The sequence below is a fragment of the Clostridium tarantellae genome (genome assembly GCF_009295725.1).
GTDB classification, from domain to species: Bacteria; Bacillota; Clostridia; order Clostridiales; family Clostridiaceae; genus Sarcina; species Sarcina tarantellae.
In genome coordinates, this window is record NZ_WHJC01000416.1 from 1 (window position 1) to 2,251 (window position 2,251).

The window sequence follows — 2,251 nt, forward strand, 5'->3', positions numbered from 1 at the left end:
ATTAACTCAATTTGCCATCTTAATGAATAAAATAAATGTATTTCTTCAGTTTTTAGTATAGAATCTTTCACATTAGTTATATAAGCATTTAATTCATTCCAACTTGTACTTCTTGAATTAACAGTACCACGATGCTTCTGGGCATTAGCCATAAGTCTATTAGTTCGTTGCTCCTTATATTTTTTACTTAACTTTGTTATAACTAATCTAGGTTTAAGCTTTTTTTGTGAGCCAATGTAAACATTATTTAATTCTATTGTTTCACCTTCATCTAATTCTTCAATAAATTTATATATATCCATTTTTATAAACTCAGTAGATTTTTTTATATTACCTGTTGTTTTATATCTTTCTGGATTAGGATTCTTTATGTAAATTGCAGTATTATTTTTAATTTTTGATATATAAAAAGCTTTCTTATTGTGAATTTTTTTAAGAAAATCTGACTTGTAATAGCCTAAATCAGCTAATGATAAATCATTTGATTTTATATGTTTACTTATAGTTTTAGTATAATTAGCATCATTTGCAATTCCTTCTTGTATTTCGCAACAAGTGAAGCTTCCGGTTAAAATATCATATTGTAATTGAATTTTAATTGCTGATCCTAAGTTTTCATTTCCTGCACCTTTAAATTCACTATAGAATTCTCGTGGTAATGTCATAACAGTTGAATCTGTAACTAATATTCTATTAAAAGCTTTTGGTAATATAGATGATTTAGTACTAAGTACTTCATTTTGCTTGATTAACATAGTATTAAATATCTCTTGCATAAACTTTACTGAACTATCGTTAAATCGTTCATTTAGTGACTGTGGAGACATTAAGATACCAAATTGTGATTCAAACCTAGTACATAAAGTAGATAAAGATTTGAAACACATATCTTCACTTGAAAATATATTAAAAGCCATAAATGCATCAGCTGATAATTTTCCCTTTCTTTTAATAAATCCTGTATTTTTGCTAAGTTTATCTATGTAATCCAAAGAAAATAATTCCTTAGATATTTTTATCAAATGTTTTAATTTTTCATGCATAAAAAAATAAATCTCCTTTATTTTTGATATAACTAAATATACCACAAAGGAAATTTATGTATTTCTTAGCCTGATGGCTATGGGCGTCCCACCTATGAGAGATTTAAAAGAAACTTGGGGTAATAAATATGCAATTGTTATTGATTCATGGTATAACAATTGGAGTAAGCTAGGAACTTACTTTATGTTTTCACCAGGTATAACAAATTTATAAAGAACACAAAACTATCTAGTCTCTTCTCTGTTTAAACTGTTCCCTGTCTACTCCACAGGGAATAGCTTAAATAAACTTGTCCATTTTACTTTTTAGCCTTAATTATCTTTTTATATTTTTCCCAATTTCAATACCTAAAAACATTCCTATAGGTGCACATATAAGTACATTTAGTATATAATAACCAGAAATTGCACCTATTATAAATCCAATAATCATACCTTCAAATTTATAATTTTTCTTGTCATTTTTCTTTATTACTTTTATCATTGTAACAATAATTGTACATACCACTATAGCTGTAAATATTATCCTCATACCCTTAACCTCCTAATCTGAATTTTACAAATTAAATTTAAATAACTAAAAAAACATATTAATTAATATAAGTTATTTAATATGTTTTATTCAATACTTTATATTATTATACTTAATGCTTAAATTATAATTCCAAAAATTATATGAACAAAATTTATTATGCTTATATCATAACTACTTTAGGAAATCAACCCCAAATGAACACTGATTTAATACATAGACTAAAAAAAAAAGAACTTTGAATACTTTCAAAGTTCCTTCTCTGTAATCCCTCACCAAAGAGTTTATTTATTTTTTTTATCACCATAATTATAACCCCTAATTATTCATAGAAAAATAAAAATCATAATAGATATGGCTTAAAACAATATTTTGTTGCAAAAAAAAATTCACCTATTTGGTGAAAAAGTATAGAAAAAAGGATTCAACCCTGTTATTGTTAAATTAAGGAAAAAACAAACAATGAAGGGAGAATCCTTATATGAGTAGTTTATTAGAAAAATCAGTAAATTTCAATAGTAAAATTAAAATAAATTTTGAAGGTGGAACTTTAACATCTGATAGTGGTCTTTTGTTGTATAAAGAATTTGATGAAAAAATAGGATTTAGTAAAACTATAAAGAAAATTTTTAAAATAAAAGATAATGCTAGTTTTAGAATTCATACAAATGAAGAT

The 2,251-nt window shown here is 24.8% G+C and carries 3 protein-coding genes; 1 reads left to right on the plus strand and 2 read right to left on the minus strand.

Features of this window, described 5'->3' with window-relative positions:
• A partial coding sequence (locus GBZ86_RS15150) for an IS4 family transposase (protein WP_152892040.1) occupies nucleotides 1-1,043 on the minus strand: 1,043 nt, incomplete at its 3' end.
• Nucleotides 1,044-1,359: 316 nt separating this feature from the next.
• Nucleotides 1,360-1,575 (minus strand): hypothetical protein, encoded by a 216-nt coding sequence (locus GBZ86_RS15155; RefSeq protein ID WP_152892042.1) that lies wholly within the window; start codon nucleotides 1,573-1,575, stop codon nucleotides 1,360-1,362.
• Nucleotides 1,576-2,056: 481 nt separating this feature from the next.
• Here GBZ86_RS15155 and GBZ86_RS15160 point away from each other — a divergent pair.
• Nucleotides 2,057-2,251: transposase (locus GBZ86_RS15160; protein WP_207707468.1), on the plus strand; the 195-nt coding region annotated here is incomplete at its 3' end.